Source organism: Bradyrhizobium sp. sBnM-33 (assembly GCF_032917945.1).
In the GTDB taxonomy this organism is placed as follows: Bacteria; Pseudomonadota; Alphaproteobacteria; order Rhizobiales; family Xanthobacteraceae; genus Bradyrhizobium.
Window position 1 is genome coordinate 741,744 of record NZ_CP136624.1, and the last position, 26,143, is coordinate 767,886.

Here is a 26,143-nt window from a genome sequence, read left to right on the forward strand (position 1 = left end):
TCCAGCGACGTGGAAACCGGTTCGCATGAAGAAAACGCGTCAAACAGAAGAGGCAAGAGCAGGATGAGCGCGCGCATAATGGTGGTCGAGGACGAGGAAGCGCTGACCACGCTGTTGCGCTACAACCTCGACGCAGAAGGCTACGAGGTCGAAACCGTCGGCCGCGGCGACGATGCGGATACACGGCTGAAAGAGCGCGTGCCCGATCTCGTCGTGCTCGATTGGATGCTGCCGGGGCTGTCGGGCATCGAGTTGTGCCGCCGCTTAAGGGCGCGCCCCGAAACCAAGCAATTGCCGATCATCATGCTGACCGCGCGCGGCGAGGAGAGCGAGCGCGTGCGCGGGCTTGCGACCGGCGCCGACGACTACATCGTCAAGCCGTTCTCGGTGCCGGAACTTTTGGCGCGGGTGAAGGGCCTGTTGCGGCGGGCAAGCCCCGAGCGGCTCGCCACCGTGCTGACCTATGGCGATATCGAACTCGATCGCGAAAAACGCCGCGTCGCGCGCTCGGGCCGTCAGATCGATCTCGGCCCGACCGAGTATCGCCTGCTGGAATTTTTCCTGGAGCATCCCGGCCGCGTCTTCAGCCGCGAGCAGTTGCTCGACAGCGTCTGGGGCCGCGACATCTATATCGACGAGCGCACCGTCGACGTCCACATCGGCCGCCTGCGCAAGCTGCTCAACCCCGGCCGCGAGCAGGACCCGATCCGCACCGTCCGCGGCGCGGGGTATGCGCTGGATGATAGGTTTGCGAAGGTGGAGCCGTAAGGCTCCATCGTTGTCCGCGCGAAAGCGGGGACTCTCTCATCGTCATTGCGAGCGAAGCGAAGCAATCCATCGTGCGGCAAAGCAAGTATGGATTGCTTCGCTACGCTCGCGATGACAGTGGAACGCGTAGCCCGGGTGGAGCGAAGCGCGACCCGGGGAATGTCAGCCCATCGCGAGATCGTCCCGGATTTCGCTTCGCTCTATCCGGGCTACGGCAAACCGCGACTTACCTTGTTGTCTTCGGTTGCTGACGCCGGCGGTCGGCCGCGGGCTGGTAGGCGATGCGCGAGTGATGGGCGCAATAGGGCAGGCCCGTGAGCGCTTTGCCGCCGCAGAAGAAGAATTCCGGGCTCGAGGGATCGCCGACCGGCCAGTGGCAGGTGGCCTCGTTCAGTTCGAGCAGCGACAGCCGCTGGCTCATCGGCACGACGTTGTCGAAGGCGATCGGATCTGGCTCCATCTCGACTTCGAAGGCGTGCGCGAGCGCGGTGTTGCCGCGCGAGACCGGGCGCGAAACCCGCATCATCGGTTGGGCGGGGCGTGCCTTGCGCTGCCGCGGGGCGGCCGAGGAGGGGCTCTTGGCGCGGCCGGAAAGGCCCAGCCGGTGCACTTTGCCGATCACGGCGTTTCGCGTCACATTTCCGAGTTCCGCGGCGATCTGGCTTGCCGACAATCCGGCTTCCCAGAGCTTCTTAAGCTGCTCGACGCGATCGTCGGACCAGGTCAAAACCGTCATCGTAATCTTCCCTTCGCATCGCGCCGGCCAATCGGGGCGGCGCTGGCGATGTCATCGTCTCAAAAATCCCTGCGGTCAGAATCCCTTAGCCCTCGCCGGGCGCGCTAACCGCGCCCGAACGTTTACGCCTGCACAAAAGGACTCCAGGGATCAGAACTGCCGCACGAGATGTCGTATCCGACAGCCCAAACGCTACAATATGGCGTGACTCCGGCGCAAGAGTCCGGGCCCGAGCGTCCACATGTTCTGACATCTAGGCATTTCACTGCGTGGTTTCCACCACACCGCAATCCTACGGATTTCAGCCCCTTGCACGGCAGGAAAGGCCGTTCCGTGGCGTGTTGACAGCGCTCCCCGCCCACATAGAATGCCTCTCACGTGCCGCCCTTAAGAGGCGGCACGTTTCGTTTTCGCAAGACCGGCTGTTGCCGCGTTCGCGCCAATGCACGCCCGCGGCAGGTCTCAAAGGCAGGTCTCAAACCTCAGTGATTGCCATGACCAATAGCGCCACGTCGCATCTGCTCCCCGTCTTCGCCAGGGTCGATCTCGGCTTCGAACGCGGCGAAGGCTGCTGGCTGACCTCCACCAATGGCGAGCGTTATCTCGACTTCACCTCAGGCGTCGCGGTGAATGCGCTCGGTCACTGCCATCCGCACCTGATCAAGGCGTTGCAGGAACAGTCGACGAAGCTCTGGCACATGTCGAACCTGTTCAAGTCGCCCGATGGCGAAAAGCTCGCCGCGCGGCTCTGCGAGCAGAGCTTTGCCGACCTGGTGTTCTTCTGCAATTCCGGCGCGGAGGCGATGGAAGGCGTGATCAAGGTCGTGCGCCGCTATCAATTCTCCAAGGGCCATCCTGAACGCTATCGCCTCATCACCTTCGAGGGCGCGTTCCACGGCCGCACGTTGGGCACGCTGGCGGCCACCGGCTCCGCGAAATATCTCGAAGGCTTTGGGCCGCCGATGGACGGTTTCGACCAGGTGCCGCATGGCGATCTCGAAGCGGTCAAGAAAGCGATCGGCCCGCAGACCGCCGGCATCCTGATCGAGCCGGTGCAGGGCGAGGGCGGCGTGCGCTCGGCGCCGCAGTCTTTCTTCAAGGCGCTGCGCCAGCTCTGCGACGAGAAGGGCCTGTTGCTCGCGTTCGATGAGGTGCAGACCGGCATGGGCCGCACCGGCGATCTCTTCGCCTACAGGCGCGTCGGCGTGACGCCGGATGTGATGTCGCTGGCAAAGGCGCTGGGCGGCGGTTTCCCGATCGGCGCGGTGCTGGCGACGGCGGAAGCAGCAAGCGGCATGACGCCGGGCTCGCACGGCTCGACCTTCGGCGGCAATCCGCTGGCGATCGCTGCCGCCAACGCCGTGCTCGACGTGATGCTGAAGCCCGGCTTCTTCGATCACGTGCAGAAGATGTCGCTGCTGTTGAAACAGAAGCTGGCCTCCGTCGTCGACCGCTATCCCACTGTTCTCTCGGAAGTGCGCGGCGAGGGGCTTTTGGTCGGCGTCAAGGCCGTGGTGCCGTCGGGCGATCTCGTCAATGCGTTGCGTGACCAGAAGCTGCTGACGGTCGGCGCCGGCGACAATGTGGTGCGGTTTCTGGCGCCCTTGATCGTGACCGAGGCCGAGATCGACGAGTCGGTCCAGATGCTGGAGCGCGCCTGCGTCGCGCTGTCGAGCTCGCAGTTGAAGAAGGCGGCGGGATGATGAGCAAGTCCGTCCGTCACTTCCTCGACATCAACGAACTGCCGTTAGATGAATTGCGCAGCATGCTGGCGTTAAGCGCCACCATGAAGGCGAAGCTGAAAGCGCATGAGAAAGGCAAGAAGCCGCTCGAAGGCAAGACGCTGGCGATGATCTTCGAACGCCCCTCGACCCGCACCCGGGTGTCGTTCGACGTCGGCATGCGCCAGCTCGGCGGCGAATCCATCATGCTGACCGGTGCCGAGATGCAACTCGGCCGCGGCGAGACCATCGCCGACACCGCGCGCGTGCTGTCGCGCTATGTCGATGCGATCATGATCCGCATCCTCAATCACGATGCGCTCCTGGAATTGGCCGCGCACGCCACCGTGCCCGTGATCAACGGCCTGACGCGGCGCTCGCACCCCTGCCAGGTGATGGCGGATCTGATGACCTTCGAGGAGCATCGCGGGCCGATCGAAGGACGCACCGTGGCCTGGACCGGCGACGACAACAACGTGCTGGCCTCGTGGGCGCATGCGGCCGAGCGTTTCAAGTTCAAGCTCAACGTCGCAACCCCGCCGCAGCTCGCGCCGAACAAGGCGATGAAGGACTGGATCAAGGCGACGCAGGCGCCGATCGTGCTCGGCACCGATCCCGAAGCCGCCGTGCGCGGCGCCGATTGCGTCGTCACCGACACCTGGGTCTCGATGGGCGACAAAGACGGCGAACATCGCCACAATGTGCTGAAACCTTATCAGGTCAATGCGAAGCTGATGTCGCTGGCCAAGCCGGACGCGATCTTCATGCACTGCCTGCCCGCGCACCGCGGCGAAGAAGTCACCGATGAAGTGATCGATGGCCCGCAATCGGTCGTGTTCGACGAAGCCGAAAATCGCCTGCATGCGCAAAAGGGCATTCTGGCCTGGTGCTTTAACGAAGTGGCGTGAGCCGTAGTTGCGTTCCCCGGACGCTGCGCAGCGCGTTAGCGGTGCGCTGCAGAGCCGGGGTCCACACCACTTGCAATTGGGTCCCGGCTCTGCGGAGCAGCGTTGCACGCTGCACCGCGTCCGGCACACGAATCACCCCTTTCGTTTTGCATTCCGAGCCCCCAGATAAGGCGCCATGGATTCACAATCAGACATCAAAATCACAATCGAGGCGCCGATCCGCGCGCCCTCGTCCGTTCCCGTCGATGATGCGGTGCTGCCGTTCGAGGTCGCCTCGCTCGATCTGCGCGGACGGCTGACCCGGCTCGGCCCCGCGCTCGACGACATCCTGACCAAGCACGATTATCCCGCGCCGGTCGGAAAACTGCTTGGCGAAGCGATCGTGTTGGCGACGCTGCTCGGTTCGGCGCTGAAGTTCGACGGCCGTTTCATTTTGCAGACACAGACCGACGGCCCGGTATCGTTTCTGATCGTGGATTTCCAGTCGCCGGATCGGCTCCGTGCCTATGCGCGCTATGACGCAAGGCGGTTGAAGGACGGGCAGGATTCAGGCGCGCTGCTCGGCAAAGGGCATCTCGCGATGACCATCGATCAGGGGCAGGACATGAGCCGCTACCAGGGTCTGGTGGCGCTCGACGGCGGCAGCCTCGAGGATGCTGCCCATGAATATTTCCTGCGCTCCGAGCAGATCCCGACCCGCGTGCGGCTCGCGGTCGGCGAAGAATGGCGCGGCGGCGACGGCGGCAAGCATCGCTGGCGCGCCGGCGGCATGCTGCTGCAATTCCTGCCGAAGGCGCCCGAGCGCGCGCGGCAGGCCGATCTGCATCCGGGCGATGCGCCGGAAGGCGCGCTGGCGCATACCGTCGCCGAGGATGACGCGTGGGTCGAGGGTCAGTCGCTGATCGGCACCGTCGAGGACGTCGAACTGATCGATCCCGATCTGTCGGGCGAGCGTCTGCTGTATCGCTTGTTTCACGAGCGCGGCGTGCGCGTGTTCTCGCCGCTGACCTTGCGCGCACAATGCTCCTGCTCGCGCGAGGCGGTCTCCGCGATGCTGAAAAGTTTTGCGCCCAAGGACCGCGCCGAGATGGTCAAGGATGACAAGGTGATGGTGACCTGCGAGTTCTGCTCCTCGGTCTACCAGTTCACCCCGCACGAAGCGGGCGTGGAGGAGTAGGGCGATCGCCGGGTGTCAAGGCGTTCGCCGCAACCAACCGGATTGCCGGATTGGGGTATAGTGTTTTCGCGCGAAGTGGATATCGCTTCGCGTGAGGGAAACGCGTCAAAACAAAATCTAGAGCGTCGGTTCTGATTCAATCGGAATCGATAATGCCTCAGCTCAACAACGTACGGACCTGGGTGACCGCATCATAGATTTCGATCTGGAGCATCGGATAAGCCGATTTCAGTTTCCGGCCCGCTGCTTCGGCAGCCTCGGCAGTGTCGAACTCTGACTTGAAATGGCCGTCGACAACCATCACGAAGCCCTCGGTAGGAAGCCGGTCGGCTCGCGGTGCTTTTTTCGACTCCGGTTCTTCAATTGAGAGAATGGGCTTTTTCATTCTTGGTCCTTTGGCTCGTCGCGATATTTAAGTCGATCTGCATCGCGCGGGGCGCTGGCCGTGCTGCCAGCGCGGCACATTGCCGAAATCGTGCTGATCCTGTCAGACATCGTAGGGCCTCGTTTGGCAGACCCGGCTCAACCCAGCCTGAGAAACTCCGGCGGCAAGGGCAGGCGTACAAGGCCCCCCAGGTCCAGGGCCTCGCCGCTTTCCGTGATATCCGAGAACAGCACCTCGACATAGGGATGCTGGCGGTTATGAGCGGCGCCGCGTTGGTATTTCGCGCTTACGATCCGCTCAATCGCCGCAAGATTGCGTCTGCCCAACGCGTTGTACTGATCGCGAAACAGACTCTGCCGTTCTCCCCGGTGCTCGATGGATTCGACCCAGACGTCCATCACCTTGCGGCCTATGAATGCTTCGACCCGTTCAGTTCCGTCGCGCGCGAAAAGCCGTAGCCCGTCCATGTTGTGCGGGCTGTCATCGATGCCGAATTTTGTCAGTGACATGTTTTTACGTGACATGGGGTATCCTCCTGTTGCCGAAATTGGTTCGCCTCGGCAGTTCGTCGGGGACTGCGCCTAGCTCATCGTCCCATCGCGACAGAGCCGCGGCGCGCGATTTCGCGTCGCGATGCGCATCCTCCGTCGAAGCCGTTTTGTGGGCCGGCATGGTTCTTATGCTTGTGCAGGTTACGCGTTACTCTTTGAATCAGGCGAGCGCAGCCACTGGGTCATGTGCGCGCCAGTTTCCGCCTGCTCAGCCCGCCTTAGAATCGCCTCGCGCAGGACACCGGGGGGAAGCGATTTAGCTTCGTCGCGCAGCCGCGTCGCATGTTCAATTAGCCGCTCTTCAAGAGGCTGCGTCTGTGTGAAACGGTGTCGGTACTGTGTGGAACGGTGTCGTTGTTTCTGCATCGCTCTGCGCCCTCTTTCGAGTGAGGCGGGAGCGCAACTGTCTCTCAGTCACCGATAGATGCCACATAGGGGGCGGCGATGATTTGAAGATGGGTATCCTGTCCGTCGAATATAAGAGCACTAGGTGGTGTGGACACTTACCGCATCCATAAGATGATGGCTGCGAGAGTGACGACGGCACGGTAGTTTCGGGCAGTCTTTTCGAAGCGGGTTGCGACGCGGCGGAATTGCTTGAGTTTTGAGAAGCAGCATTCCACGAGATGGCGCTGGGCATAGAGATGCTTGTCGAGCGGATATTTGAGCGCGCGTGACGGATTGTTAGGGATGACGGCGAGCGCGCCTTTGGCAGCGATGGCCTGGCGCAAGTGATCGGCGTCATAGGCCGTATCGGCCATGACGACTTCGGCGGCCAATCCCTCGATCAATGCGGCGGCTTGCGGTGCATCGCCCTTCTGACCTGCGGTAAGGATGAACCGCACGGGACATCCCAAGCCTCGAACGGCCAGATGTATCTTGGTGCTCAGGCCACCGCGCGAGCGGCCGAGCGCCTGATCTTCAGACCCCCTTTTTTGGCCCCGGCAGCGTGCTGGTGGGCTCGGACGATGGTGGAGTCGACGATCAGATATTCGAAATCCGGATCATCGGACATCGCCTCAAAGATGCGCCACCAAACACCCTTGACGCTCCATCTACTGAAGCGACGGAATACACTGTTCCATTCCCCGAACGCTTCCGGAAGATCACGCCAGGGAGAGCCCGTACGCACGATCCACAGCACACCTTCCACAAACATCCGATTGTCGCGGCCCGTCGAACCCTTCTGGTCAGGTCGGCCGATGATCAGCGGCGCCATCCGCTCCCACGCCGCGTCGCTCAAAACCAACCGGTCCATCACACCCAAGGCTGCCTCCCCAAAAGCAGCCTTGAATCTGATTTGCTCCTAAAAAGGAATCCTTAGAGTCCACACCACCTAGTGCATACAGTCCGAGTTTAATTCGAGGACTTGGACATCTGCCGAGATCCGCAAGCGGTTAGCCCGCCCTAAGGGACTTCCGAGTCGATTAGTGGTTCGACCACAGTCCGATGGAGGTGATCGCACGCAAGGCATTCGAACGTCCGGATGTCGAAGCCGATCGGGCCGGGTGTAACCCGCGCCAACATGGTTCTTGTCTGGCAGAAGAAGTCACGGCGTTAAGCGTCTATTTTGGGAACGATTGAGCATCCTGTTACTTGAATACCTAAATATCTTAGAGGAATCCGATGAATATCCTGCCAGTTGATCGCGCGCTGAATATTTATGGGGCCCTCGCCGACCGCTCCGAGTTGGAAGGTGTGCGGGAGCGACTGTCCAAGCATCTTATGAAAAGGTATATCGAAGGAGAACGAGACGAGCACCGTCTGACCGTGGAAGGCCTATCATATTTACGAAACCTTTACCGCGAACTGGATTCTCGAAAATAGAGATGAGTCGTTTGCTCTTCGCGCTGTTTCTTGAGTGATCGGCGACGACTTATCTCTGCTTTCGCAGCGCGCACGGCGTCATTTCTATTTGTTTGTTTTCGGATTGTTGACGTGTCGCAATGTCCGCCTGCTGTGGGCATTAGAGGATAGGTTTTATGGGGATCATGGGGTGGTCGAATAACGAGCACCGGTGACAAATCACCACATCAGATGTCACGGGCACGAACTCGATAGTGCGCGTGGGGCGCCGCATAACGAGCTTCGTCGCGGGCAACCGTTTCTAACGAAAACGGGTTGGAACTGTTGTCGCCGGGATCGTTTCATTGGGGCGACGGGATGCCATACCCCTTGGTATCCGATGAATGACGGGCCTCAGTACGCCCCCGTGCTGGGGCCGTTCTTTCCCAAATACGATTTGGCTTCCGCAATACCCGAATACGAGCTTATGCGGCCGCTGAAGTCAGAGAAGCCATCGGCACGTCGAGTGCGTAGACGAAACCGGTCGGCGCATAGGTCAGCCGCACGTCGCCCCGGAGCTGCCTGCCGACCGTCTCGATCAGCCGTGTCCCGAAACTGCGCTTGTCGGGCGGGCGGACCGCCGCACCGTCCTTCTCGGTCCATGTGAGGCGCAGGCGCTGCGACTGTTGATCGAGCGTCCAGTTGATGTCGACGCGTCCTTGCGGGACCGACAGGGCACCAAATTTCGTGGTGTTGGTGCAAAGCTCGTTCAGTGTCATCGCGATCGCAATGACGGCACCAGACGTCATCCGGATATCGGGTCCCGAAATCGAGAACTTCGGCTCGTCGGGATCATCGAAGGCTTGGGTAGCGCTGCGGACGATCGTGCCAAAATTCGCGCTGGTCCATCTTGCCTGCAAAAGCAGATCGTGCGCGCGTCCGAGCGCGAGCAGCCGGCCCTCGATGGCGTGCTGCGCGTGCCCGGCTTCGGGCAAATCGCGCAGGCTCTGCGAGACGATGGCGCCGACGGTTGCAAGCGTATTCTTGATGCGGTGGTGCAACTCCTCGAGGATCAGCTTCTGCAGCTTGTCGGCCGCCTCGCGCTCTCTGGCGTCGATGCCTGCCGTGGCCAGCAAATTCTGCGCATTGATCTCAGCCTGCGCGAGCAGAAGCCGCAGGCTGACATTTTCTGCCGCCAGATCGTCCTGGTATGATGTTGCCCTGCTTGCAGGACGCGGGTCGGTTCGGAGGTCGGCTTCAGGCATCGCCGATTGTATCATCATAGAATGGGTACCGCACTGATCTTCGGGGGGCTGGGTTTCTGCCGCAATCTCGCGCTTTGGGCCGTGTCGGAGTGAAAAGCGCTGGCGTCTCAGGCGTAGCCGATCATGTCGCGCATTTCGGCTATCACTTGCTCGGCATTAAGTGGCTTGCCGAGAAACCTGCTGCGGGGAGGAAGATCGAGGTGCGGCAGGTTCAATTGCCCCGATACCACGATGATCCTGATGGTCGGCCAACGCTCATGCACGGCATGCGCAAGTCCGACGCCGTCCATTTGGCCAGGCATCTGGATATCGGTGCACATCAGTACGATGTCGGATCGGGATTCCAGGATTGCGACGGCTTCGGCTGCATCCAGCGCCTCGACTGGCGTGTATCCCGCGTCTTCCACAATATCGACCGCGCGCATGCGGAGCACCATCTCGTCCTCGACAATGAGAACGACAGCGGGAATGCATGAATGATCAAGTACCATCATAAGCGCTCGCGGGGGGAAACGGCCGTCGACCGGACAGGCGTTCGATTTGGGACAAGCATCTCGCTGTCCATATGATCCACGCTGGCTCAACAATGACGCAATAAAGTCGCCATCAACACTCGCGATTCGGGCAATTGATCGCCAGCTCTCCACCAGGCTTCCGCTCTGAAAAAGAGCGTTCCAAAAGCCACCAGGTGTCGCTATTCGGCCGGTCTGTTGCGCTTGCCGCAGAGCAGTTCGTGAATCTCGACGGCATTTCGAAGGACGATTGCTTTGTGAAACGCTTCGGTGCGCTCATCCCCCGGCAACATCTTGCGAGCCTCGTCCAGGGCGATCACCGCCCTGGCATCCAGATCGCGCGCAAGCGCCGATTGGAATTGTTTAATCAGAGATAGCCCGTCCCGCAGTGAAACCGCGCTACGCTCGATCACCATTGAACAACCATCGCAGCGGCGACCAGCAGCACAAGAAAGATCGGCATCAATACTGGGGGTACCAGCCACTCACGAAGATTGAATGTAGGGAATTTTGGCATATGACCGCCCTTTTAGTTGAGGCGGGAGCGCAACGCTCTCAGTCACCGATAACAGCCCGGGGCGCGCGGTGATATCTTACATATAGTGACTGTCTGCCGAATAGCGAGGAGAATCGCAATTTGTTTTCCGGGGCTGCCCGGCAGGCATTGTAATGCGGCATTGAATAGCCATCTGAATGCCAGCGCCATCGTATGCTTCTGCATCGCCCTTACGGCAGCGCGAAGCTTAGCCACGCCAAATCTTGTCAGCGATATTGACCAACCGCATATCGCTTCGCTGTGCGCGTCCTGGGTTTGAACGAAGCCTCGACACAGGTCGTGCAAGAGCCGGTGAGGCGCGTTGTTCATCCGCTGTTGATCCAATCGGTACCATCCATGGTTGAGTTTCCAAATCATAGCCGCTCATATGATCAAACCCGGCGAGCCGTGCGGTTCTGGGGGCACGACAGTGCGCTGGAAGCGACATTCTTTATAGACGAGGGCGCATTGAGGCGGATTCAGCCAGATGCCCGCCCCGACGAGTCCGGTTTCTTGAATGCGTTCGATTGCAACCGTGATGTGATATGCGCGGCGGCCGCGAAGGTTTACGTCCGTGGAAGCCGGGGCTCTTACGATCTGGTCGCGGGAAATTTTTGAAACGAGCGCTTTTTATGAAGCGCCGTTCGTTACGATGGTTCGCGGAACGGCTGCAGCGAGCAAACGCCCTCACGTGTGAAAACCGGCCAGGTTGAGCGCCGCATATCGGAGTGCCGGCTGAACTCCGAGCGATTCGTTCGCATCCGAAAAAGCCGCGGATTTCTCCGCGGCTTTGCTCGTATTCAGACGGTTTCGGCTTTCTCAGTAGCGATCGGTGCCGATTCCGACGCTGACGCCGGGCGCGCGGATGCCAATGCCGCCACGTTCCTCATAGCCGCGGCGCTCGATGTAACGCTCGCGACGGGGAGCATACCCGTATGAATGACGGTGCTCACGGATAATGACACGGCGTTCACCACGTTGGCGCCAGCACTGGCCTGCCTCATTGCAAACCATGCGGACGTTCTGAATGTTGCTCTCCGGAGCGACTGATACATTCGGGGAAAGCGGTGCCGCGGAAGCGGCCGTCACAAGAAGGGCACTTGCGCCGGCTGCCAGATAGATCGCGAGGTTTTTCATAATGTCTCTTTCCAAAAGTAATTGTGTCAGGAGACCAAATAGCCTCGCGAGGCAATGGTTCCAGGAGCTAGCTGTAAATGTCATTGATCGCAGGTGGTGGATTTCGTCGATGCTGAAAGGTTTGCCGGAAAAGACTGCTGCCGGGATGGTCAAGGACGGCAAGGTGGTGGTGACCCTCCGAGTTCTGCTCCTCGGCCTACCAGTTCGCGCCGCATGAAGCCGGCCGTGGAGGGAGTAGTGGCGCTATCGCGGTGCAGGGTGGGCAAAGGCGCGAAAGCCGTGCCTACCATCTATCAGCGATCACGCTTCTCGATGATGGGCACGCTTCGCTTTGCCAACTCTACGACTACCAACTGGCATATGTGATCTCTTGCGTGACTGCCCGACGGGCAAATCACTAAAACCTGTCCAGCCCTTCGCGCAAAAATATTCTGCTTTCGTTCTCACCCAAATCACGCGCATAACTCCGCTCGTCTCACGGCAGATGAGGGGCGCTTCGCGATCGTCACGAACGTGCGGTGAGATGCGATGGACGCTGAATGCGCAGGACGTAGGCGCAGGAGGCGTACGGCGAAGTCGTGTGGTTCTGGCGCCGCGGTGCTGGCGTTAAGTTGGCGGGAAGTGTCCCGCCGATGACGGTGGCAAGAAAGCCGTTCACCGGGAAGAGCTCGAAGTAAGCCGTAAAGCCATTGCGCAGGGAAGGCCGGGATGCTCCCGCTGTACCTGTATGCTCGTGTGCGCGTTCTTAGTGCGCAAATTGCACACGAGACCGCGGGTGCGGCGCGCACCCGGTCTTCCCTGCGCCCTCTGATCTCATAGAGGGCCGAACGACAATGCAAACCTCGGGCGATGAGCGCCGCGAGAGGGCGAACGTATGTCCACCCGTCATTGCGAGCGAAGCGAAGCAATCATCTTTCCGCGCGCGAGGTGATCATGGATTGCTTCGCTGCGCTCGCAATGACGGGGAGTGGGCAATGGCCCTAGTTCAACACCCGCTTATTATCGGGGCTGTCCAGCGAGAACGTCGGCACGTCGATCTCGAAACGCTCGCCGCTTTCGCTGACCATTTGATAGCGCCCGGTCATGAAGCCCGACGCGGTCGGCAGCGGTACGCCGCTGGTGTATTCGAAGCGCTCGCCTGGCGCGAGCACTGGCTGCTCGCCGACCACGCCTTCGCCACGCACTTCCTGCTTGCGGCCGGTGGCGTCGGTGATGATCCAATGCCGGGTACGAAGCTGCACGGTCTCGGCGCCGGTATTGGTGATGACGATGGTGTAGGACCAGAAATACTGACCCTTGTCGACCGACGAGCGTTCGGGGAGGAAGTTCGGTTCGACGGTGACTTCGATCTGGCGGGTGACGGCGCGGTACATGCGGGCAAGCTTCCGGAAATCCTGTTCGCATCATAGCCGGGAATGCCGGGGGAACCAATCGCCGCTGCGCCGGGTTGCCGCTTGCTTCATCGCGGTTTCAACATAGTTCCGTTCTAGAGCGCAGCCGCGCTGCCCGGCCCCGTACCTTCCGCTTGCGTATTCCTTGCGTATCTGGCGTGCAAGTTGCGGGCCGATATTATCTTTTCCGGACAGTGCGCGCGAAAAAGCTCAACTGCCCAAACGGTGCCAGATGTCGTCCATTGCCGATCCAGTCGCCGGAACGCCACGCAGCGATGCCAAGGCCGCCGCTGCATCTTCCGCACCGGCGATTGCGCTCCCGGTGGCCGGCGAGCGCGAATTGCGGCTCGACCTGTTTCGCGGCATGGCGCTGTGGCTGATTTTCATCGACCATCTGCCGACCAACATCCTGACCTGGTTCACGATCCGCAATTACGGATTTTCGGACGCCACCGAGATCTTCATCTTTATCTCCGGATACACCGCCGCCTTCGTCTATGGCCGCGCGATGCTCGAGGCCGGCTTCGTGGTGGCGACCGCGCGCATCATGCGGCGCGTGTGGCAGATCTACGTCGCCCATGTGTTCCTGTTCACGATCTTCCTCGCCGAAATATCCTACGTCGCCACCCGTTTCGAGAACCCGCTCTACAGCGAGGAAATGGGCATCATGGATTTCCTCAAGCAGCCGGATGTCACGATCATCCAGGCGCTGCTGCTGAGATTTCGGCCCGTCAACATGGACGTGCTGCCGCTCTACATCGTGCTGATGCTGTTTCTGCCGATCATCCTATGGCTGATGAAGTGGCGGGCCGACGTGGCGCTGGGGCTATCGGTGCTGTTGTACGCGCTGACCTGGCACTTCGACTGGTATCTCACGGCCTATCCGAGCGGCTTCTGGATCTTCAACCCGTTCTGCTGGCAGTTGCTGTTCGTATTCGGTGCTTGGTGTGCGCTGGGCGGCGCGCAGCGCATGTCCCGCATCCTGGCATCGCCAGTGACGATGTGGATCTGCATCGCCTATCTGGTGGCCGCATTCTTCGTCACGCTCACTTGGCACATTCCGCAGCTCAGCTTCCTGATGCCCAAGCGGATCGAGCAGTGGATGTATCCGATCACCAAGACCGACCTGGACGTGCTGCGGTTCGCCCATTTCCTGGCGCTGGCCGCGCTCACCGTGCGCTTCCTGCGTAAGGACTGGTCGGGCCTCAAATCGCGCTGGCTGCGACCATTGATCCTGTGTGGCCAGCATTCGCTTGAGGTATTCTGTCTCGGCGTCTTCCTGGCCTTTGCAGGACACTTCGTGCTGGCCGAAATTGGTGGGGGTGCCCTGACGCACGCCCTGGTCAGTCTTGCCGGTATCCTCATCATGTGGGGCGTGGCGTGGGTGATTTCGTGGTACAAGCATTCGGCCGACAAAGGAGCCTCGAAGACGAAAAGCACGGCAATCAACGCCGACATGGCGGGAGGAAGCGCATGAGGCCCGGCTCGGGAGCTGTGCTGGTCCTGACGCTGCTTGCGGGTCTTGCAGCGGCCGGATTGGCTCGTGCCCAGGATGCCGCTCCCCAGGCTTGCGAAGTTCCCTCCCATCTCCTCTCCACCGAGAGCACGCTTCCGAAGGTGGCCGAGGCCGTCAAGAATGCCCGGCCGCTGACCGTCCTGGTGGTGGGGAGCCGCTCATCGACCATCCTGTCCTCCGAAAACAGCGCCTATCCGGCCAAGCTGCAGGCGGCACTGAAGGAGAAGCTGCCCTCCACCCCAGTCAACCTCTCCGTAGAACTACAGACCGGCAAGACCGCCGAGGAGGTCGATCCCAGCCTCGTTAAGCTGGTGGAAGCAAAAAAGCCTACTTTGGTCATCTGGCAGACGGGAACCGTCGATGCTATGCGATCTGTTGATCCCGACGATTTTCGCAGCGCCATCGACGAGGGAGTTGCTGCGCTGCAAAATGCGGGAGCCGACGTGGTTTTGGTCAATCTGCAATACAGCCCGCGCACGGAAACTATGATTTCCGCACCGCCGTACCTAGATAATATGCGCGTAGTGGCTCAGCAGCATAATGTTCCGCTGTTCGATCGGTTCGCTATTATGCGTCATTGGAACGACGCCGGAGATTTCGACCTGTTCAGTACCTTTCATGGCACCGATATGGCCAAGAGAGTTCACGCCTGCCTCGGCCGCGCGCTGTCGAAATTTGTGCTCGACGCCGCCCGCCTCGACCAGGCGCAGCAGAACTAGGAACTAGCGTTAATGAGTTCTCACTGCCCTTTTCGTTTGTCGACATTGCTGGCTGTCACGGCCGCGGGCCTCGCGCTGCTGATGCCTGCCTCGGTGTTGCCGCTGAATGCCCAGACGCCTTCGCAACAAACCGGCCAGCAGGCGGCGCTGTCCGATAACCCCAAAGCCGAAAACAACCCGGAAAAGAAACCCTCGGCTGAAAGCGCCCCGCCGCAGGCTGCGCCAGCGGCCACCGGCAATCCGGCCGCGCAGAAGGGCGTCACCGGCAAAGCGATCGACAAGGTGAAGGAAGTCGCGAAATCGGCCGGCGACATCTTCAGCCGCGTTCCCTGCCTGCCGCCGAAGGGCGCTTCCAAATCGATGGGATCACTGCCGCGTGTCGCGAGCAAGCTCGTCGCGGGCCAGCCGGTGGTGATCGTCGCTTTCGGATCGTCATCGACCCAGGGGTACGGCTCCAGTTCACCGGAGTTTACGTATCCGAACAGGCTCGCAGCGCAGCTACGCCGCAAATATCCGACGGCCGACATCTCCGTCATCAATGCCGGCAAAGGCGGCGAGGACGCGCCGGAAATGATGAAGCGGCTGCAGACTTCCGTGATCGACTTGCATCCTGACCTGGTGATCTGGCAGGTCGGCACCAATGCGGTGCTGCGCAATCTGGATCCCGCCGAGACTGCCAAGCTCATCGACGAAGGCATCACGCGTATTCAGGCTGCAGGCTCCGACGTCGTGCTGATCGATCCGCAATATTCGCCGCGGGTCAACGAGCATGCGGAAAGCGCCGGCAAGATGATGAAGCTGCTGAACAAGACGGCCGAGCTTCGCAAGGTCGGCGTCTTCCCGCGGTTCGCGGTGATGAAGGACTGGCACGAGCGGCAGGCGATTCCGATCGAGAATTTCGTGATCGCCGACGGCCTGCATATGAGCGATTGGGGCTATGCCTGTTTCGCCCAACTGCTCGGCGATGACATCATCAAGTCGGTCGGCCAGATCAAGCTCGGCGTCACCGTGCCCTCGGACGTGCGGGCGTATCGGCCGATGTGAGGTGATGTGCGGACGAACCATCCGCCGTCATTGCGAGGAGCGCTAGCGACGAAGCAATCCATTGCTCCCGTAGGAAAGATTCTGGATTGCTTCGCTTCGCTCGCAATGACGACGGAAGCACCGTCCATTCGCCTGCTCACGCCTTCTCCAGCGCCGCCTCAAAATCCTCGATCAGATCATCGGCATGCTCGAGCCCGGCCGAGAAACGGATAAAGCCTTCGCTGATACCGAGCTCGGCGCGCGCCTCCGGTGTCAGCCGTTGATGCGTGGTGGTCGCAGGATGGGTGACGAGGCTCTTGGCATCGCCGAGATTGTTGGAGATGCGCGAGATCTGCAGCGCATTGAGGACGCGGAAGGCGGCGGCCTTGCCGCCCTTCACCTCGAAGCCGATCAGCGTCGAGCCGCCGCGCATCTGCTTCTTCACCAGCTCCGCTTGCGGATGATCGGCGCGGCCAGGATAGATCAATCGCGAAATCTTCGGATGGCTTGCCAACGCCTCGGCGATTTTCGCCGCGTTGTCGGTCTGCGCGCGTACCCGCACTCCCAGCGTCTCCAGTCCCTTGAGCAGGACCCACGCGTTGAAGGGCGAGAGCGATGGCCCGGTCTGCCGCATGAAGTTGTGAATGTGCTCTGCGATGAAAGCTTCGGACGAGAGAATAATGCCACCGAGGCAGCGTCCTTGACCGTCGATATGTTTGGTTGCGGAGTAGACCACGACATCGGCGCCGAGCGAAAGCGGGCTCTGCCAGATCGGCGTGGCGAAGACGTTATCGACGACCAGCCGCGCGCCGCCCTTGTGCGCGATCTCGGCAATCGCGGGAATATCGAGCACGTCGAGCGTCGGGTTGGTCGGGCTCTCCAGAAAGAAGGTCTTGGTGTTAGGCCGCAATGCGCGCTGCCATTGGTCGAGATCGAGGCCGTCGACCAGCGTCGTTTCGATCCCGTAGCGCGGCAGGAGGTCCTGCACGACGTACAGGCACGAGCCGAACAGGGCTTTCGATGCCACCACATGATCGCCGGCTCTGAGCGGTGCGAGGATCGCGGTCGTCACCGCGGCCATGCCGGTGGCGGTGGAGCGAGCAGCTTCCGCACCTTCGAGCTCGATCATGCGGCGCTCGAACATTGAAATCGTGGGATTGGAATAGCGCGAATAGATAAAGCCGGGATCCTCGCCCTTGAAGCGCGCCTCGCACTGCTCCGCGCTGTCGTAGACATAGCCTTGGGTGAGGAACAGCGCTTCCGACGTCTCGCCGAATTGCGAGCGCAGCGTGCCGCCATGGACAAGGCGGGTTTCGGGACGAAAACGCTTGGTAGAACCAACTTCAGACATGTGACCTCCGCCGTGACCACCGGAAAATGGCCACAAAAAACCGGCCTGGAATAATTTCCACAGGCCGGGATCACACGTGTCCCCGGCCTGTTTAGCGATTTATTTAACGTGGCTGCAAGCCGGCCGGCTCAAATCACCACGGGATAAGTCATGCTGATATTCGCTTGCGCCCTTTCAGTCAAGGCAGCCATCGGATAACCCCTAAAAGCCCATATTTACGAGGTTTGGATGACATTTGGGCATCCAGGGCCACCTCAGAGGACCGCGCCGTGTCGTTCACGCTTCCGCCCGACGGTAACGGAATTCTACCCGACCGCATGATCGCGGCGATGGCGGATGCGGGCCTGATCCTGCCGGCCTATCCGTTTGTCGAAAGCCAGATCCAGCCGGCGAGCCTCGATTTACGCCTTGGCGACGTTGCCTACCGGGTACGCGCGAGCTTCCTGCCCGGTCCCGGCGCGACCGTCGCCGAGCGCATCGACGAATTGAAGCTGCATGAAATAAACCTCTCCGACGGCGCGGTGCTGGAGACTAATTGCGTCTACATCGTGCCGCTGCTGGAAAGCCTCGCGCTGCCGCCACAGATCGTGGCCGCGGCCAACCCGAAGAGTTCGACTGGACGGCTCGACGTTTTCACCCGCGTGATTGCCGACGGCACCCGCCGCTTCGATATGATCGGCGCCGGCTATCACGGCCCGCTCTATGCCGAGATCAGCCCGAAGACGTTTCCGGTGCTGCTGCGCGAGGGCTCGCGGCTATCACAAGTGCGTTTCCGCACCGGCGACGCCATCCTCGATGCCGACGAGCTCGACGCGCTGCATGGCGCCGAGCGATTGGTCGATATCGACGATGCCGATCTCGCGAATGGCGTGGCGCTGTCGGTCGATCTCTCCGGCGAGAACACGGGCGGCTTCGTCGGCTACCGCGCCAAGCGCCACACCGGCGTGGTCGATATCGACCGCCGCGGCGGCTATGCGGTCGACGAATTCTGGGAGCCGATCCCGGCGCGCCCGGACGGTAGCCTCATCCTCGATCCCGGCGAGTTCTACATCCTGGCCTCGAAGGAGGCCGTGCAGGTGCCGCCGGATTACGCCGCGGAAATGGTGCCGTTCGATCCCTTGGTCGGCGAATTCCGCGTGCATTACGCCGGATTCTTCGACCCCGGCTTCGGCTATGCCGGCGCCGGCGGGCAGGGCGCGCGCGCCGTGCTCGAAGTGCGCTCGCGCGAGGTGCCGTTCATCCTCGAGCACGGCCAGATCGTCGGCCGTCTGGTCTACGAGAAAATGCTGTCCCGGCCGGATGCGATGTACGGCCAGCGCATCGGCTCGAACTATCAGGCCCAGGGGTTGAAGCTCTCCAAGCACTTCCGGGTGTGACGCCTGCGCCGGACCGCGCCTCAGTCGCGCACGTTAGAGATAAACTCGCCGATCTGCGCAATCGCGCGATGGGCCTCCGGCAACACCGGCACGAACAATTGCCAGGCGTGCGGCATGCGCCGCCAGATCTCGAGTTTGCTGCGCGGATCGTGTGACCGAAGCTTCTCCGCCATGCGGACCGCGTCGTCTCGGAGAATTTCATCGCTACCGACTTGGATAAGCACCGGCGGCAATCCGGCGGGATCGCCGTAGAGCGGCGAAGCATAGGGCGTACGCGGATCGGCTCCGCCGAGATAGAGCTTCGTCAGGCCGGGAAGATCCTCGACGTTCAGCATCGGATCGGCCGCTGCATTCGTCTTCAGCGAGGCGCCGGTAAGGGCCAGATCGGTCCAGGGCGACAAGGCGACGGCTGCGGCAGGAAGCCGTTGGCCGTCATCACGCAGTCTCAACAGCAAACCCAGCGCCAGGCCGCCGCCAGCCGAATCTCCCGCCACGAACAACTGGCGGCTATCGGGCGTGTTGTCGACGAGCCAGCGATAGCCCTCCACGGCATCCCCAAGCGCTGCCGGAAAGGCGTGTTCCGGGGCGAGGCGGTATTCGAGCGCCCAGACGCGGGCTTGCAAAGCGTCGGCAATCCGCCAGAGGAAGTGCCGGTAATAGACCGGCGCGCCGGAAACATAGGCGCCGCCGTGGAGATAGAGCACGTTACGTTCGGGCCGGGATGCCGGCGTGGTAACCCGGTGAAACCGCACCCGACCGGCCTCGATCTCGACCGTTGCGCTCCGGGCGGGCGGATGCGGCACAAACCGCTCCATCGCACGCATGTTTCGCCGCCATTCCTCGACATCGAGACTTCCGCCGCGCCGCTTGAGCAACATGCGAATGCCCAGGCGCAAAAGTTCTGCCCGCAGGCTCATGGCCGTCCTTGCGCTCAGGCTCTGAACGGCACGGCTGTGGGCAGGCGCGGCCGGTCGGTAGGCTCTTGCACGATAAGACCGTCCTCGATCTCGACGATGCGATCGGCGTAGGGGACCACGCGCGGATCGTGGGTGACGACCAGCACCGCCCGCTCACGCTCATGGGCGGTATCGGCGAGAATACGCATGATGCCCTGGCCGTTTTTTCCATCCAGTGCGCCGGTCGGCTCGTCGGCAAGAACGACAGAAGGGTTTGCGACGAGAGCGCGCGCGATCGCAACCCTCTGCTGTTCGCCACCGCTGAGCCCGCCCGGCAAACTGTCCACCTTCTGCTCGAGCCCGACCATCGAAAGGGCCTCCCGCGACTTCTGCGCCGCGCGCCTGCCGTGCTCGTCACGAATATCCAGCGCCAACTGCACGTTTGGGTCGCGGTCAGCGTCGGGAACAAATGATAGGACTGGAATACGAAACCGACATGCTCACGCCGAATCCTGGCAAGTGTTTCCTTGTCGGCGTTCGCTGTCGGCGTCCCGCATACGGTAACGGTGCCCGAATTCGGCGTCAGCATGCATCCGAGGATCAATAGCAGCGTGGTCTTGCCGCTCCCCGAAGGGCCCATCAGCAGTGTCAGCTCGCCCCGGCGCAGCGAGAGATCGATGCCGCGCAGCGCCTGCACCTCGCCGGCGCCGCGACCCAGCGTCTTCTCGACCGACTTGGCTTCGACCACATAGTCATTCATCGCATGAACACCGTTGCTGGATCAATACGAACGACACGGATGATTGCCCCAATGCCGGATGCTACGCACATCACCACCGTCAGCGCGAACAGCGCCGCCATCAGCCATGGCGTGATGACTATCGGCAACGCGCTTTTGGCGGTCATCTGAACGACGATCGAGCCGATCCCGGCGGCGATGGCAAATCCGATCACCGCGTTGATGAGTGCCTGATAGATGATCACGGTGTAGATATAGGCGTTCGAGGAACCCATCGCGCGGAGGGTGGCGAATTCGTTCAGATGATCCTTGGTGCTGGAGTAAAGCGTTTTGCGCGACGATCACGGTGCCGACGATCACTCCTAGCATTGCGCCGGCAAACAGCGCGGCTCCGGCCCCCGTGCCAAACAGCCAAAACGACCGGCTGCGGCTGCGGAATTCGTCCGAGGTAAGAACCTCTGCATCGCCGACTTGCGCGCGAATGGCGCTGAGCGCCTCCTCCCGGTCGGCGTCGCTTTTCAGCCGGACCAGAACGCTGCTGGCGCGATCGCGCGGCGTGCCGGTGTAGTTGCGCGCGTTTTTCAAGTCCACAAATACATAAGGCGTTGTGGCGAACGAGCGGATACCGTCCGTGACCGCGACCACGCGCACCTTGCGGCCGCGGATCTCCGCGGTCGAGTCGACGCCGCTGACACCGAGCCGGTCAAAGTAGGAGCGGTCGACCACAACGTTCGCGCCCTGCGTCAACGCCTGCACGTTGCCCTCCACGACGTTGAACGGTTGCAGGCTGCCGTCGCGCAGGTCGGCTCCCACAATGAAGACCGGCGTCAATTCGCCGCTTTCCAGGCGCCAGTCCGAAAATCCGATCACCAGCGGGACCGCAGAACTCACGCCGTCGACCGTGGCGACGCGGTCGCGCAGCTTGACGTCGAGCAGCGAAGGATCCTCGAAGCATTTGGCGCCCTTGGGCAGGATCCACAAATCGGCGGAGGCATGGTCGATCATCGTCGTGACCATTCGGCCGAACCCGAGGAACAGGCCCATTTGGATCATGACGAGGACGACCGAGAAGACGATTCCAACCATGGTCGCGACGAAGCGAAGCCGATCGTGGAACAGGTTGCGGGACGCAAGTGTCAGTACCAGCGACATATCGGCATCCGTTATCGCGGTTGATTGGCGATGGCTCTCTCGTCTCGTGGCTCGGAATGGCGCGAAACGAGAGCTCTCACGCCGATTCTTATTCCGGCGCTTGCAGCCAGACTTGCGGCGAGCGCAGCGGCAAAAACGATCGTTGCCTTGCCGATCGCATTGAGATCGATATCCAGCAGCGCGTATTGCAGCCACACGACCACGACGTAATGCAGCAGATAGATGCTGTAGGCATTGCTGGAGAGGCTATCGAGCAGGCGGTCGCGCGATTGCAGCAGCCGAAGGCAGATCGCGAGCAGACACAGAGCGGCGGCCGCGGAAGCAACTGGAAACGCCAGCGCCGAAGCCAGGCGAAAGATCGGTGCGCTTGCCCACCACTCCGGCATCGTCAACGATGTGAGCCCACCCCACGCGGACATGCTAGCGATGGCGGCCGCAAGCCAGGCCAGCCAATGACGTGCAAGCGGACCATCGGGACGCAGCAAGCTGTGCTCGGGCCGGTGGCTACCTATCGCAAATCCTACGAAGAAATAGACCACGTAGTGCAACGGCCGGCTGAGCTGAAATGAAAATGGGCCGAGAAAGGTCCATTCCCACGGTGTGAAGACCATCGCCAGCGGCACATAGGCCAGCGCAGAGAGCGCCGCCAGCGCGAGGAAGAACAATAGCGGACGGTCGGCAATGCGAGCCGCGAGCGCGCTAAATGCCCTAAGCCAATGCGGGACGAACGCGTGGAGGGCGGCCGCAACGGCGCCCAGCAGAAAGATCTGCCACAAGAACCATTGCGGCCCGGCAGGCCACATCGGAAGCGCGCGCCAATGTTGCCAGAAGGCGCTGAAGGAGGGATCGGCCGCGGTCAGCCGATAGGACGCGAAGTAGGCGAGAGGGCTGAGAACGCCGACGGTAATAACGAACGGCAGGCCGATCCGCCACGAGCGCTCCAAGGTGTAGGTGCGAGGCCCCTTGCGGCCGAGGCTGCACGGCGTGAACAGACCGGCCAGCAGAAACATCAGCGACATCAGGCTGACATCCTGCCACGCGCAAAACAGGTCGAAGCCGAACCAGCGTTGATTATCGAGGATTGGGAATGCGATCCAGCGATAGGGCGGTGCGTCGAACGGAAGGGATCGGCCGGTTGCGATGCGAGGTACGGCAGCACGGAGTGAAATGCGACCACGATGACGATGGTGATCGCGCGCAAGTTGCTGAGGGGCACATTGACCTGTGATGACACGGCCATTCGTCCACGCTGCCATCCCACCGATTTGGGAACCGGCAGGGGTTCAACGTGGAGCCGGCGGGCTCGTTCCTGTTAACGGGCGGAACTCCGCGCCCCCTTCGGGAGCGTGGTCTCCCAGCCGGGTCGACCCCCGGGAGACCGTGTTGCTTTTACCGCGATGCCGACCTCGCCGCCGGCGTCACGCGCCAAATCGTGTTGCCGACATCATCAGCCACCAGCAGCGCGCCCTGCTTGTCGAGCCGCACCCCGACTGGGCGGCCCTGCGCCTGGCCCTTGTCGTTGAGGAAACCGGTGAGCACGTCCTGCGGCGGTCCGGATGGCTTGCCATCCGTGAAGGGGACAAAGATCACCTTGTAGCCGGAGGGGGGCTTGCGATTCCAGGAGCCGTGCTGGCCGATGAAGGCGCCGCCCTCCATCTCGGCCGGAAACAGCTTGCCGGTGTTAAACGCCAGCCCGAGGCAGGCCGTGTGCGCGCCTAACGCATAATCCGGCACCATCGCCTTCTGCACGAGATCAGGCCGTCGCGGCTCGACGCGGGTGTCGACATGGTCGCCAAAATAGCTGTACGGCCAGCCGTAGAACGCGCCGTCCTTCACCGACGTCATGTAATCAGGGACCAGGTCGTTGCCGATCTCGTCGCGCTCGTTGACAACGACCCAGAGTTCGCCGGTGTGCGGATTCCAAGCGGGGCCGTTCGGATTGCGCAGGCCCGAGGCGAACACGCGCCATTGACCGCTGGCTCGATCGACTTCCAGTACCGCCGCGCGATCCTTTTCGGCATCCATGCCGTTTTCACCGACATTGCTGTTCGAGCCGACCGTTGCATAGAGCTTCGTGCCGTCGGGGCTGGCGGTGAGATCCTTGGTCCAATGATGATTGAGCGTGCCGGCAGGCAGGTCTGCAAGCTTGACGCCGGGCCCGCTGACCGTGGTGTCGCCTTCGCGATAAGGGAATTTCATGATCGAGTCGGTATTGGCGACATAGAATTCGTCCCCAACCAGCACCATGCCGAACGGCGAATTCAGCCCGCTGATGAAGGTGCTTCTCAACTCGGCGACGCCGTCGCCGTTGGCATCGCGCAGCAGCGTGATACGGTTGGCGCTGGGAACGCCGGCGCCGGCCCAGTTCTGCGCCTGCTTGTAGATGAAGCCCTTGATGCTCATGCCGCTGCCCTCCTTCGGCGGCGCGTTGGTCTCGGCGACCAGCACGTCGCCGTTCGGCAGCGTGTAGACGGTGCGCGGATGGTCAAGGTCGAGCGCAAAGGCGCTGACCGTCATGCCGTTGGCGGCGGTCGGCGTGGCGCCGTTCGGCCAACGCCTGACGGTTGCGATGTCTACCGTCGGGATCCAGGAATGCTCTGGCGGGGGCAGGTTGGGCGAAGGACCATAGCTCTGCGCCACGGTCGCGGTTTCCTTGGGATCGCTACAGGCGGCCAGCGGCAGCGCCAACGCGCCGATGCAGATGGCCAGGAGGAGGGTCTTGCGCATGGCAGGGTTCTCCGGGATATCGCCCGTACAATGCAGTGCCGGCCCGAACGTTCGTGTTCCGGCATGAATTCCCTGTGAAACGGCCGGCCGAAGGCCCGCCACGCAATCCCGCAGGCCCCCATTGCGCCCCGTGCACGTGGAATCAGCCTCCGCCATGCTAGGAAGCAGCGCGCCGCTGACGACCCAAGTCCGCGCGCGGGAGCAGAAATGTCCGATCTCGGCGTTGCCGAAATTCCCGTAGACGAGAACGAGCGTCCGCTTCCGCCGCTGGCGGCTCCGGCGAAAAACGCGCTGCTCGACGGCCCGATCCTGCGCACGCTTTTGTGGCTTGCCTGGCCGAATGTGATCGCGCTGACCGCGGGCACGTGTGTCGTCATCGCCGAAACCTCCTATATCGGGCGGCTCGGCGTGGAGTCGCTCGCCGCGATGGCGCTGGTGTTTCCAACCGTGATCCTGACCATGACCATGTCGGGCGGCGCCATGGGCGGCGGCGTGGCGTCCGCGATCGCACGTGCGCTCGGCGCGGGCGATCTCGACCGCGCCTCGACCCTTGCCGCGCACGCGCTGCTGATTGGCCTTTGCTTCGGGCTGGCCTTCATGCTGGGCATGCTGATCTTCGGGCCAAAGCTGCTCGAACTGCTCGGCGGCCGCGGCAACGTGTTGACCCAGGCGGTGGCCTATACGCAAATCTTCTTCGGCGGCGCGGTCGTGCCGTGGCTGATGAATACGATGGCCGGCATTTTGCGCGGCACCGGCAACATGAAGCTGCCGTCGCTGTTGATGCTTTCGTCGGCGATTTGCCAGATCATTCTCGGTGGCACGCTTGGCTTGGGTCTCGGCCCGATCCCGCAATTCGGCATGCGCGGCGTCGCGGCCGGTTCGCTGATCGCTTACCTGATCAGCATCTCCGTGATGTCCTGGTATCTGTTTTCCGGCCGCGCGCGTGTCGTTCCCAAGATCAGGGGCCTTCGTATTCAGTGGTCGATGTTCACCGATATCCTGAAGGTCGGAGCCATCGCCTGCTTCTCGCCGCTGCAGTCGGTGCTGACGATCAGTATCTTCACCCACATGCTGGCGAGTTTTGGCACCGAAGTCCTCGCCGGCTACGGCATCGGCGCGCGGCTCGAATTCATGCTGACCTCGATCTCATTTGCGGTCGGCATCGCCTCGGTTCCGATGGTCGGCATGGCCGTCGGCGCGCAGCGCATCGCGCGGGCCCGCAAGATTGCCTGGACGGCGGGGCTCGTCGCATTCGCCTCGGTCGGCACGTTCGCGACCTTCATCGCAATCTTCCCCGACATCTGGGTCAACCTCTTCACCGACGATGCGGCCGTGCGTGCCGCGAGCCGTCAATATCTTTCGACGGCAGCGCCGATGTACGCCTTCCTCGGCCTTGCCACGGCGATGTATTTTTCGTCGCAGGGCGCGGCCAAGGTGATCGGCCCGGTGATGGCGCAGACCGCGCGGCTGTTGTTCATCGGCGCCGGTGGCTGGTGGCTGTTGACGCACGACGCCACCGCGCAGAACTTCTTCATGCTCGCCGCTGCATCGATGGTGCTGCTCGGCGTGCTGTCGTGGGCCAGCGTGGTGCTGACGCGCTGGGGGCCGAAGCAGCGGGTGCCCGTGGTTAGGCCTGTGCTGTCGTGAGGATTGTCATTGCGAGCCAACGGGTCGCGCGAATGCGCGCCCGATGACAGGCTCCGCGAAGCAATCCATCTTTCCACTCGCGGAGATATGGATTGCTTCGTTGCTTGCGCTCCTCGCAATGACGGT

The 26,143-nt window shown here is 61.9% G+C and carries 25 protein-coding genes, 2 pseudogenes and 1 riboswitch; of the genes and pseudogenes, 11 read left to right on the plus strand and 16 right to left on the minus strand.

Annotated features, from left to right (window positions below; translation table 11 throughout):
• Positions 1-63 precede the first annotated feature (63 nt).
• A complete protein-coding gene (gene phoB / locus RX328_RS03475; RefSeq protein WP_028351834.1) occupies positions 64-768 on the plus strand; it encodes a phosphate regulon transcriptional regulator PhoB in 705 nt (234 codons plus the stop codon).
• A 226-nt stretch (positions 769-994) separates the two neighbouring features.
• On the opposite strand, the gene RX328_RS03480 is transcribed toward phoB, so the two are convergent.
• A complete protein-coding gene (locus RX328_RS03480; RefSeq protein WP_213254652.1) occupies positions 995-1,504 on the minus strand; it encodes a GcrA family cell cycle regulator in 510 nt (169 codons plus the stop codon).
• 494 nt (positions 1,505-1,998) lie between these two features.
• Between RX328_RS03480 and RX328_RS03485 the strand changes: the two genes are divergently transcribed.
• The 3 genes from RX328_RS03485 (at position 1,999) to RX328_RS03495 (ending at position 5,310) form a co-directional block, all read left to right on the plus strand.
• Complete coding sequence (locus RX328_RS03485; RefSeq protein WP_213254650.1) at positions 1,999-3,207, plus strand: aspartate aminotransferase family protein; 1,209 nt, start codon at positions 1,999-2,001, stop codon at positions 3,205-3,207.
• Positions 3,207-4,133, plus strand: a complete 927-nt coding sequence (gene argF / locus RX328_RS03490; protein ID WP_213254648.1) for an ornithine carbamoyltransferase — start codon at positions 3,207-3,209, stop codon at positions 4,131-4,133. Before RX328_RS03485 ends, argF begins: the two co-directional genes overlap by 1 nt.
• Before the next feature lie 175 nt (positions 4,134-4,308).
• Positions 4,309-5,310, plus strand: coding sequence for an Hsp33 family molecular chaperone (locus tag RX328_RS03495; RefSeq protein WP_213254646.1), 1,002 nt, complete (start codon positions 4,309-4,311; stop codon positions 5,308-5,310).
• A gap of 157 nt (positions 5,311-5,467) precedes the next feature.
• On the opposite strand, the gene RX328_RS03500 is transcribed toward RX328_RS03495, so the two are convergent.
• The 6 genes from RX328_RS03500 to RX328_RS03525 form a co-directional block, all read right to left on the minus strand.
• Positions 5,468-5,695 carry a hypothetical protein gene (locus RX328_RS03500; RefSeq protein WP_213254644.1) on the minus strand — a complete coding sequence of 76 codons (228 nt, stop codon included), beginning with the start codon at positions 5,693-5,695 and terminating at the stop codon, positions 5,468-5,470.
• Between the two features lie 137 nt (positions 5,696-5,832).
• Positions 5,833-6,204, minus strand: coding sequence for a signal transduction histidine kinase (locus tag RX328_RS03505; protein WP_213254740.1), 372 nt, complete (start codon positions 6,202-6,204; stop codon positions 5,833-5,835).
• 545 nt (positions 6,205-6,749) lie between these two features.
• A protein-coding gene (locus RX328_RS03510) for an IS5 family transposase (RefSeq protein ID WP_317258502.1) occupies positions 6,750-7,513 on the minus strand; the annotation gives its coding sequence in 2 pieces (ribosomal slippage) (positions 6,750-7,175 and positions 7,178-7,513; 762 coding nt in all).
• A gap of 1,003 nt (positions 7,514-8,516) precedes the next feature.
• Positions 8,517-9,296 carry a sensor histidine kinase gene (locus tag RX328_RS03515; RefSeq protein WP_213248817.1) on the minus strand — a complete coding sequence of 260 codons (780 nt, stop codon included), beginning with the start codon at positions 9,294-9,296 and terminating at the stop codon, positions 8,517-8,519.
• Positions 9,297-9,403: 107 nt separating this feature from the next.
• The gene (locus RX328_RS03520; protein WP_409410747.1) at positions 9,404-9,790 is read right to left on the minus strand and encodes a response regulator; all 387 of its coding nucleotides are present in this window, start codon (positions 9,788-9,790) and stop codon (positions 9,404-9,406) included.
• Between the two features lie 200 nt (positions 9,791-9,990).
• Complete coding sequence (locus RX328_RS03525; protein WP_213248816.1) at positions 9,991-10,224, minus strand: hypothetical protein; 234 nt, start codon at positions 10,222-10,224, stop codon at positions 9,991-9,993.
• 476 nt (positions 10,225-10,700) lie between these two features.
• Here RX328_RS03525 and RX328_RS03530 point away from each other — a divergent pair, with 476 nt between their 5' ends.
• Positions 10,701-10,961: a DUF1488 domain-containing protein gene (locus tag RX328_RS03530; protein ID WP_213248814.1), complete on the plus strand. Its 261-nt coding sequence runs from the start codon at positions 10,701-10,703 to the stop codon at positions 10,959-10,961.
• Between the two features lie 201 nt (positions 10,962-11,162).
• Here the strand turns inward: RX328_RS03530 and RX328_RS03535 are convergent, their stop codons facing one another.
• Positions 11,163-11,480 (minus strand): hypothetical protein, encoded by a 318-nt coding sequence (locus tag RX328_RS03535; RefSeq protein ID WP_213248862.1) that lies wholly within the window; start codon positions 11,478-11,480, stop codon positions 11,163-11,165.
• A gap of 980 nt (positions 11,481-12,460) precedes the next feature.
• Positions 12,461-12,853: a Co2+/Mg2+ efflux protein ApaG gene (gene apaG / locus RX328_RS03540; protein WP_028351829.1), complete on the minus strand. Its 393-nt coding sequence runs from the start codon at positions 12,851-12,853 to the stop codon at positions 12,461-12,463.
• A gap of 250 nt (positions 12,854-13,103) precedes the next feature.
• Here apaG and RX328_RS03545 point away from each other — a divergent pair, with 250 nt between their 5' ends.
• From RX328_RS03545 to RX328_RS03555, 3 genes are read left to right on the plus strand one after another with little or no spacing between them, the layout of a single operon-like run.
• Positions 13,104-14,348, plus strand: a complete 1,245-nt coding sequence (locus RX328_RS03545; protein ID WP_213248812.1) for an OpgC domain-containing protein — start codon at positions 13,104-13,106, stop codon at positions 14,346-14,348.
• Entirely contained in the window at positions 14,345-15,106 is a 762-nt protein-coding gene (locus RX328_RS03550) for an SGNH/GDSL hydrolase family protein (protein WP_213248810.1), read from the plus strand. Before RX328_RS03545 ends, RX328_RS03550 begins: the two co-directional genes overlap by 4 nt.
• 12 nt (positions 15,107-15,118) lie before the next feature.
• Positions 15,119-16,150, plus strand: coding sequence for an SGNH/GDSL hydrolase family protein (locus RX328_RS03555; protein WP_213248808.1), 1,032 nt, complete (start codon positions 15,119-15,121; stop codon positions 16,148-16,150).
• Positions 16,151-16,286: 136 nt separating this feature from the next.
• Here the strand turns inward: RX328_RS03555 and RX328_RS03560 are convergent, their stop codons facing one another.
• Positions 16,287-17,480, minus strand: a complete 1,194-nt coding sequence (locus RX328_RS03560; RefSeq protein WP_213248806.1) for an O-succinylhomoserine sulfhydrylase — start codon at positions 17,478-17,480, stop codon at positions 16,287-16,289.
• Between the two features lie 70 nt (positions 17,481-17,550).
• Positions 17,551-17,630: riboswitch (SAM riboswitch) on the minus strand.
• Positions 17,631-17,749: 119 nt separating this feature from the next.
• Between RX328_RS03560 and RX328_RS03565 the strand changes: the two genes are divergently transcribed.
• Positions 17,750-18,856 (plus strand): 2'-deoxycytidine 5'-triphosphate deaminase, encoded by a 1,107-nt coding sequence (locus tag RX328_RS03565; RefSeq protein ID WP_213248804.1) that lies wholly within the window; start codon positions 17,750-17,752, stop codon positions 18,854-18,856.
• A gap of 20 nt (positions 18,857-18,876) precedes the next feature.
• Here the strand turns inward: RX328_RS03565 and RX328_RS03570 are convergent, their stop codons facing one another.
• The 4 genes and pseudogenes from RX328_RS03570 to RX328_RS03590 all read right to left on the minus strand — a co-directional run.
• A complete protein-coding gene (locus RX328_RS03570) occupies positions 18,877-19,773 on the minus strand; it encodes an alpha/beta hydrolase (RefSeq protein ID WP_213248802.1) in 897 nt (298 codons plus the stop codon).
• 14 nt (positions 19,774-19,787) lie between these two features.
• Positions 19,788-20,512, minus strand: a pseudogene (locus RX328_RS43230) (ABC transporter ATP-binding protein).
• Complete coding sequence (locus RX328_RS03585) at positions 20,509-20,766, minus strand: FtsX-like permease family protein (protein ID WP_249726166.1); 258 nt, start codon at positions 20,764-20,766, stop codon at positions 20,509-20,511. The pseudogene RX328_RS43230 and the gene RX328_RS03585 overlap by 4 nt, the downstream one beginning before the upstream one ends.
• A gap of 259 nt (positions 20,767-21,025) precedes the next feature.
• Positions 21,026-21,544 (minus strand): annotated as a pseudogene (locus RX328_RS03590) (ABC transporter permease); the annotation flags it as partial.
• Between RX328_RS03590 and RX328_RS03595 the strand changes: the two are divergent.
• Complete coding sequence (locus RX328_RS03595) at positions 21,485-21,667, plus strand: hypothetical protein (protein ID WP_317258814.1); 183 nt, start codon at positions 21,485-21,487, stop codon at positions 21,665-21,667. The pseudogene RX328_RS03590 and the gene RX328_RS03595 sit on opposite strands and share 60 nt — an antisense overlap.
• On the opposite strand, the gene RX328_RS03600 is transcribed toward RX328_RS03595, so the two are convergent.
• Positions 21,655-22,662 (minus strand): acyltransferase family protein, encoded by a 1,008-nt coding sequence (locus tag RX328_RS03600; protein WP_213248800.1) that lies wholly within the window; start codon positions 22,660-22,662, stop codon positions 21,655-21,657. The genes RX328_RS03595 and RX328_RS03600 overlap by 13 nt on opposite strands.
• Positions 22,663-23,032: 370 nt before the next feature.
• Positions 23,033-24,370, minus strand: coding sequence for a PQQ-dependent sugar dehydrogenase (locus RX328_RS03605; protein ID WP_213248798.1), 1,338 nt, complete (start codon positions 24,368-24,370; stop codon positions 23,033-23,035).
• Positions 24,371-24,577: 207 nt separating this feature from the next.
• On the opposite strand from RX328_RS03605, the gene RX328_RS03610 reads away from it, so the two are divergent.
• On the plus strand, positions 24,578-26,017 hold the full coding sequence (locus RX328_RS03610) for an MATE family efflux transporter (protein WP_213248796.1): 1,440 nt from the start codon (positions 24,578-24,580) through the stop codon (positions 26,015-26,017).
• Positions 26,018-26,143 lie beyond the last annotated feature (126 nt).

Coding starts and splice junctions, on each gene's coding strand:
- phoB (WP_028351834.1), top strand. CDS start 64: ATGAGCGCGCGCATAATGGTGGTCGAGGACGAGGAAGCGCTGACCACG.
- RX328_RS03480 (WP_213254652.1), bottom strand. CDS start 1,504: ATGACGGTTTTGACCTGGTCCGACGATCGCGTCGAGCAGCTTAAGAAG.
- RX328_RS03485 (WP_213254650.1), top strand. CDS start 1,999: ATGACCAATAGCGCCACGTCGCATCTGCTCCCCGTCTTCGCCAGGGTC.
- argF (WP_213254648.1), top strand. CDS start 3,207: ATGAGCAAGTCCGTCCGTCACTTCCTCGACATCAACGAACTGCCGTTA.
- RX328_RS03495 (WP_213254646.1), top strand. CDS start 4,309: ATGGATTCACAATCAGACATCAAAATCACAATCGAGGCGCCGATCCGC.
- RX328_RS03500 (WP_213254644.1), bottom strand. CDS start 5,695: ATGAAAAAGCCCATTCTCTCAATTGAAGAACCGGAGTCGAAAAAAGCA.
- RX328_RS03505 (WP_213254740.1), bottom strand. CDS start 6,204: ATGTCACTGACAAAATTCGGCATCGATGACAGCCCGCACAACATGGAC.
- RX328_RS03515 (WP_213248817.1), bottom strand. CDS start 9,296: ATGCCTGAAGCCGACCTCCGAACCGACCCGCGTCCTGCAAGCAGGGCA.
- RX328_RS03520 (WP_409410747.1), bottom strand. CDS start 9,790: ATGATGGTACTTGATCATTCATGCATTCCCGCTGTCGTTCTCATTGTC.
- RX328_RS03525 (WP_213248816.1), bottom strand. CDS start 10,224: ATGGTGATCGAGCGTAGCGCGGTTTCACTGCGGGACGGGCTATCTCTG.
- RX328_RS03530 (WP_213248814.1), top strand. CDS start 10,701: ATGGTTGAGTTTCCAAATCATAGCCGCTCATATGATCAAACCCGGCGA.
- RX328_RS03535 (WP_213248862.1), bottom strand. CDS start 11,480: ATGAAAAACCTCGCGATCTATCTGGCAGCCGGCGCAAGTGCCCTTCTT.
- apaG (WP_028351829.1), bottom strand. CDS start 12,853: ATGTACCGCGCCGTCACCCGCCAGATCGAAGTCACCGTCGAACCGAAC.
- RX328_RS03545 (WP_213248812.1), top strand. CDS start 13,104: ATGTCGTCCATTGCCGATCCAGTCGCCGGAACGCCACGCAGCGATGCC.
- RX328_RS03550 (WP_213248810.1), top strand. CDS start 14,345: ATGAGGCCCGGCTCGGGAGCTGTGCTGGTCCTGACGCTGCTTGCGGGT.
- RX328_RS03555 (WP_213248808.1), top strand. CDS start 15,119: ATGAGTTCTCACTGCCCTTTTCGTTTGTCGACATTGCTGGCTGTCACG.
- RX328_RS03560 (WP_213248806.1), bottom strand. CDS start 17,480: ATGTCTGAAGTTGGTTCTACCAAGCGTTTTCGTCCCGAAACCCGCCTT.
- RX328_RS03570 (WP_213248802.1), bottom strand. CDS start 19,773: ATGAGCCTGCGGGCAGAACTTTTGCGCCTGGGCATTCGCATGTTGCTC.
- RX328_RS03585 (WP_249726166.1), bottom strand. CDS start 20,766: ATGGGTTCCTCGAACGCCTATATCTACACCGTGATCATCTATCAGGCA.
- RX328_RS03595 (WP_317258814.1), top strand. CDS start 21,485: ATGGTCGATCATCGTCGTGACCATTCGGCCGAACCCGAGGAACAGGCC.
- RX328_RS03600 (WP_213248800.1), bottom strand. CDS start 22,662: ATGTCGCTGATGTTTCTGCTGGCCGGTCTGTTCACGCCGTGCAGCCTC.
- RX328_RS03605 (WP_213248798.1), bottom strand. CDS start 24,370: ATGCGCAAGACCCTCCTCCTGGCCATCTGCATCGGCGCGTTGGCGCTG.
- RX328_RS03610 (WP_213248796.1), top strand. CDS start 24,578: ATGTCCGATCTCGGCGTTGCCGAAATTCCCGTAGACGAGAACGAGCGT.